The organism is Acinetobacter sp. YH16042 (genome assembly GCF_013417245.1).
Classification (GTDB): Bacteria; Pseudomonadota; Gammaproteobacteria; order Pseudomonadales; family Moraxellaceae; genus Acinetobacter; species Acinetobacter amyesii.
This window is the reverse complement of record NZ_VPEJ01000051.1, coordinates 1-5,014: the sequence shown is the minus strand read 5'-3', so window position 1 is coordinate 5,014 and position 5,014 is coordinate 1. Positions and strand designations below refer to the sequence as shown.

Genomic DNA, 5,014 nt, shown 5'->3' with positions numbered 1-5,014 from the left:
CCAAGGCCATCAATTACACTCTGAAGCGTTGGCCAGCTTTAAGCCGCTATCTGGATGATGGCAATCTACCTATTTGCAATAATTGGGTCGAGAATCAGATGCGTCCCTGGGCGTTGGGGCGCAAGAACTGGCTGTTTGCAGGTTCGCTGCGCAGTGGTCAGCGAGCGGCAAACATCATGACGTTAATCCAGTCAGCAAAGCTGAATGGCTTGGATCCGTATGCCTATTTAAGTGATGTGCTGAAAAGGCTGCCGACACATAAAGTGACCCAGATTGAAGAGTTACTGCCACACTGCTGGAAACCTAAATCGAATTAAAATTGGTATGGGATTCAGCGGACGCTTACCTACCGACAGTAAAAGTCCTACTTTTGCCATTTAAACTAACAACTGTCTTAACTTGCTGACATTCCTCTTCCCACACTTCTACGGCTTTAAATTGATCTGTATTAGGCGTGAGAAAGTTTTTTAACAAGCCGAAATTACCTTTTTTAGGCTTCATCATTAATACTGTTTCAATATTCTCTCGATGACCTAAATTTGAGATTCTCTGAGCTTTATCATCGATACCTGTAAATTTAGTCAGTTTAATTTCTTTCACCTGTGCTTTCTGTTTCCATTCATCAAAAGATTTATCATCTGTTAATGATTTAAATTGTAATACTAGTCCGCTTTTTTCTTTGTAATATTTATATAGAATGTTAAAAATCAGTGTTTTAGCACTTACACTTTTATAGCACTGAAAAAATGCAAAGCCTTCATTATATGAAAGAGGAATTTTTAGATAAAAATAGTAATTAATTAATTCAGCATTTTTTTCTGTCTTTGCATAATCTATTTTTCCTGTGTCAATATTTATAATATCAGACCTAAGACCGTAGTTTCCTTGTTGTAAAAAACCTTTAATAATTCTAGTTTTATCATCAACTTGAAGATCAACGATTCTGTAAATTTTCTTTTCATCTTCAACTATATGAAAGTCTATACCTTTCTCAGTAAAACAATCCTTAAAAATCGTATAAAGATCTAATCGACCTAAAATCTTATCTAAAGGAGGATAAGTATTATGAAGTCTAAAATATTGCTGATCATAAGTTCTTATAGTGTACGGAGCTAAAGAATGCATACTTAATATTTTAAGAATTAAAAATACATTTTTTCATAAGTTTTAGTCAGTTAAAAGGCTTTATTTAACATAAAATCTCTTATGCGAAATTTAAGAAAAAAAGCTTTAGCATTTTTTTCTGTCTCTTCTTAATCGTTGATCTTTAGGCTTTCGCTTATTCCGTTTATTCAAATAAATCTGATCTGCATTTCGACAAGCCACTTCAAACTCTTTCATACTCCAAGCCTTCTTGGCAGTGAAGCGTACATAGTGTAAGTTTTTTGGAAAATACATTTGATTCAGCTTCTTCTGCTCGGGATTTCGGGCATTTAATATCGATCTCATTTTAGCCTGTAACGTGCCAATTTGATGACGTGTACCATGAAAAGTTCCCTTAGAACTCAATCTAAAAGTGGCTTCTTTCAAACGATCAGCCTGTTCAGTCGAAATTAAATCAATTTTTTTATTCAACTCCCGCGTTGCCGACTGCATAAATTCTTGCGATAGATACCAGGTAAAACGGATTTTCTTCTGAGAATATCGTTGAAAAAACTCCAAATGCTTTTTACGAACCCCGCGTAATGCACGAGTTAGCTCTTTCAACCGCTCGTTATAGCTCACGTCATCGTTAAATTTAATTCCAAACCGTTGCAGTAAAAATGCACTCACGGATGCCTGATTCCAACGTGTATGTTCATTTTCTAAAAAAGCAAAGCCGAAAATACGTTGAATACTGGAAAAACGCCTGACATCAGATGCATCAAAAGGCTTAAACACCCGATAAACCAGATCTTGGTTACTATCAATAGTTTTTACACGCTTGGCATGAACATTAAAAATAACGCCAAAGCGTTCAGGATGATAATAAACCCGAGAAAATTGTGGCTTAAGATCACTAAACTCAATGTATTGTCCCAGTACATAATCCCCATAGTGCAACAGTTTTTCTCTTTTGGTTGTCAAAAGACTATTCAACTTTTGCTTCTGTACCATGCTCGAATTTTTGGCGAGTATTTCTTTTAGCGTCAGCTTACTTCTTCGCGCTTCTCTGTAGCCTGTGGTAAATAACCAAAACTGGAATACCTCACTTTTGGCTGGATCATAATTGATGACCAGACTCCATACTGGTTCCCCGTAGTCCGATTTTTTCTTACGCTCAGATTCAGTCAGATCGAGGCCATACTTCAAAATTAATTTTGGAAGCACATGATGGAACTTTGAAAAAAGCACAGTATCAGAAAACCAAAACTTAGCCCTTCCATTCGAAATGCATTGCATAAGACTGAGAAGACAGTCTGTTTTCGTTGTTGTGTAGTAGATCATTATCTAATCAAAATATACCTTTTATGCGGAAAGCATAAAAGTTTATCTTTGATTAAAAAAGAATAAAAAACACCATTTTTATAAAATAGCGTTTTTTTTGATCAATTTTGGTAAATGTATAAATAAGAGTTCCAATACCCGAATAATCCAGGACTAAAAATCTTTTAAAAGTTCAAGATCAACACTAAACATTCTTTGCATTCCCAGCATATGATCAAATTTTTGCTCATATTCTTTCAAAAATTTTCTGGAATCTAATAAATGACTCAAAATCAATTTTAGACTCTGAATAGATTCATCCTTAGGATCTACTAAAGCTTCTTTTTCTTTTAACTCTTTACGAACTTCTTTAATTTGAGATGTTAGCGTTTTTATACCTCTATGATTTGCAATAAACATCATTTCAAACCATTCAAGATCTTCTAAAGTAGATTTCATATCATCACCATTTAATTTTATAAAAATATTTTTTTTAATGCTCTCACTCTCTCAACATTCTCCACAGCCTTCGTTTTACTCTGGGCTGATGGTGAATGTTGAGAGAGTTTCGGCAATACTCACCCTAAGAGCTTACAAAAAATTGCTTGCTCTTAAAGTATTGCCGAACACCAATTTGGGCTGACGGAGCCACGCATCGGTCGTCCACGACAGTAGGTAATTGTGCTTTCCTACACAGGCTGAGATTACGATTCACACACCGCATCGACACGTTCTCAAACCGAACAGGTCACTTCTCTCTGCGAGGGTTTCCCCAACATACAATTTAAAGCATCCCTGAACTACTCATCACGCTGTTGCTTTGTCGATATCCCCTAGTAGCAACTCCTGCTCTACATTACTGTAAAACAATCGCTGTGGTGCGCTAGCGTCGCTTTATTCCATCCACCCACACCACATGCCTAGACCCGAATAAACGGACACGCAGAAGCGGGCAAAGCTCGAATTCAAGATTGCTTATTTAATGGACACAAAACGATTCAATAACGAAGTAATTCATGTTTTGACTTGAAATTACTGCTCATAACGTTAAAATGTGCGAACAGGTACAAGCCTTTGGTGAAATCTGCACGAGTTGGTAGCTCTGCTGATCTTCGTTATCTGATGCGTCAACATCAAATAACTGCGTACCGCTGAATATAAGAAAAACCCGTTGATACTGCAAGGTGTCAGCGGTTTTTTTTTACTCAATTCAAGCCCTTAACTTTCACTCTTTCTAATTTCTTATTAAAAAATCATCTACATCTATTTGATTAATTTCTATTTTCATTAAAAAATAAGTTTCACTCTTTTTCAAAAAAAAATTGTTATTTGCTCAAATTAAATACACCAATATCTATTTGTTTTTGATTAATTTTTATAAACCCGTCCAAGATTTTTAGACAGTCTAGTTAATACAACAATTTAAATATTAGATAAAATCAGATGGTATATATGTAAAACTATATCTATCCAGTCTGTAAATTTTACAGTCTATTAGACAGTGACTTTAGACAACAATAGGCATCACTTTACAACATGAAAAGTCTTTCAGTTCTTGAATTATCCAAGCTTTACGGCATAAATAGACAGACAATTTACAATCATATAAATAAAGGAATTTTAAGTAAAAATTCTGATAATAAAATTGATTTTTCAGAAGCTATTCGTGTTTTTGGTGAGCCTGCTAAAAAAACCGATGTAAAAGAATCTGTAAAAGTAGACAGTCCAAGTTCGGCAGAAGTCTTACTACTTAGACAGCAGATAGACATACTAAAAAATCAGTTGGATGATGCAAAAAATAGAGAAAGCTTCTATCAAAATCAAATTGAAACTATGCAACGACTATTGGAAGCTCCAAAAACCAATACAACGCAATCTGATGATCCAAAATCAAAACAAGCAGAATCCACGGTAGAAGAAAAAGAGGACGTCATAGCTATGCCTCCTAAGGAATCAGAGGTCATCGGGAATAAACGTATTCCTGTCCCTGAACATATTGAGCCAGAACTAGAAAAAAGGGGGTTCTGGAGCCGTTTTTTTAAACCTTATGGCTAATATAAAACAACAGTTAGTTGTAAATTAGTTGTAAATTAGTTGATATAATAACTTATGCTTTTGGAGATAAGTTATGTCTGTTCAAGAACGCTTAAATAAATCTACAGTCCAATTTCTTAAGATTGCACATCATGTTGTATTCGCCAGGAAACGCTATGAAAACGGCAGACAAATAGTAGTTTCCCTGATTTATATTGCACAAGATGCACACCCCATAGCGGCAATCACAGGAACAGAGCGATTTTGGGATTGTCACGACATCAGTAAGGCAACACGATCAATTAGACGACACAATAAAAACTGTCTAATCCTGGATCGCAGAGACTTCATTTTTGAGAAAACGGAAGACCTAAGAGGCTTCAATGGCATCCATTGATTATTCGCCAAAGCTAAACAAAACCGTGGAACATTGATTGTTTTTTGATCGTGAAACATGAAAAATCATAAAAAAAGCCCAATCGGGTGTGATTGGGCTATCAACTAGAAACTACAGCATTGATTTCTAAAGAAAATTATAACACATTTCGTATAAGGTGTATTATGTTAATTTTAG

The 5,014-nt window shown here is 35.2% G+C and carries 6 protein-coding genes; 3 read left to right on the top strand and 3 right to left on the bottom strand.

Translation table 11 applies throughout. From position 1 onward, the window contains the following. A partial coding sequence (locus FTV37_RS16325) for a transposase (protein ID WP_024439811.1) occupies window positions 1-317 on the top strand: 317 nt, incomplete at its 5' end. A 25-nt stretch (window positions 318-342) separates the two neighbouring features. Here the strand turns inward: FTV37_RS16325 and FTV37_RS16320 are convergent. From FTV37_RS16320 to FTV37_RS16310, 3 genes are all read right to left on the bottom strand, one after another. Continuing rightward, window positions 343-1,125, bottom strand: a complete 783-nt coding sequence (locus tag FTV37_RS16320) for a hypothetical protein (RefSeq protein ID WP_257222496.1) — start codon at window positions 1,123-1,125, stop codon at window positions 343-345. A 105-nt stretch (window positions 1,126-1,230) separates the two neighbouring features. Further along, a complete protein-coding gene (locus tag FTV37_RS16315; protein ID WP_163143596.1) occupies window positions 1,231-2,382 on the bottom strand; it encodes a hypothetical protein in 1,152 nt (383 codons plus the stop codon). Between the two features lie 198 nt (window positions 2,383-2,580). Beyond that, entirely contained in the window at window positions 2,581-2,865 is a 285-nt protein-coding gene (locus tag FTV37_RS16310; protein ID WP_180009727.1) for a hypothetical protein, read from the bottom strand. Between the two features lie 1,077 nt (window positions 2,866-3,942). On the opposite strand from FTV37_RS16310, the gene FTV37_RS16305 reads away from it, so the two are divergent. Beyond that, complete coding sequence (locus FTV37_RS16305) at window positions 3,943-4,461, top strand: plasmid replication DNA-binding protein (protein ID WP_179995782.1); 519 nt, start codon at window positions 3,943-3,945, stop codon at window positions 4,459-4,461. 73 nt (window positions 4,462-4,534) lie between these two features. Next, window positions 4,535-4,837 carry a hypothetical protein gene (locus FTV37_RS16300; protein WP_179995781.1) on the top strand — a complete coding sequence of 101 codons (303 nt, stop codon included), beginning with the start codon at window positions 4,535-4,537 and terminating at the stop codon, window positions 4,835-4,837. The last annotated feature ends 177 nt before the right edge of the window (window positions 4,838-5,014 follow it).

Coding starts and splice junctions, on each gene's coding strand:
- FTV37_RS16320 (WP_257222496.1), bottom strand. CDS start 1,125: ATGCATTCTTTAGCTCCGTACACTATAAGAACTTATGATCAGCAATAT.
- FTV37_RS16305 (WP_179995782.1), top strand. CDS start 3,943: ATGAAAAGTCTTTCAGTTCTTGAATTATCCAAGCTTTACGGCATAAAT.
- FTV37_RS16300 (WP_179995781.1), top strand. CDS start 4,535: ATGTCTGTTCAAGAACGCTTAAATAAATCTACAGTCCAATTTCTTAAG.
- FTV37_RS16310 (WP_180009727.1), bottom strand. CDS start 2,865: ATGAAATCTACTTTAGAAGATCTTGAATGGTTTGAAATGATGTTTATT.
- FTV37_RS16315 (WP_163143596.1), bottom strand. CDS start 2,382: ATGCAATGCATTTCGAATGGAAGGGCTAAGTTTTGGTTTTCTGATACT.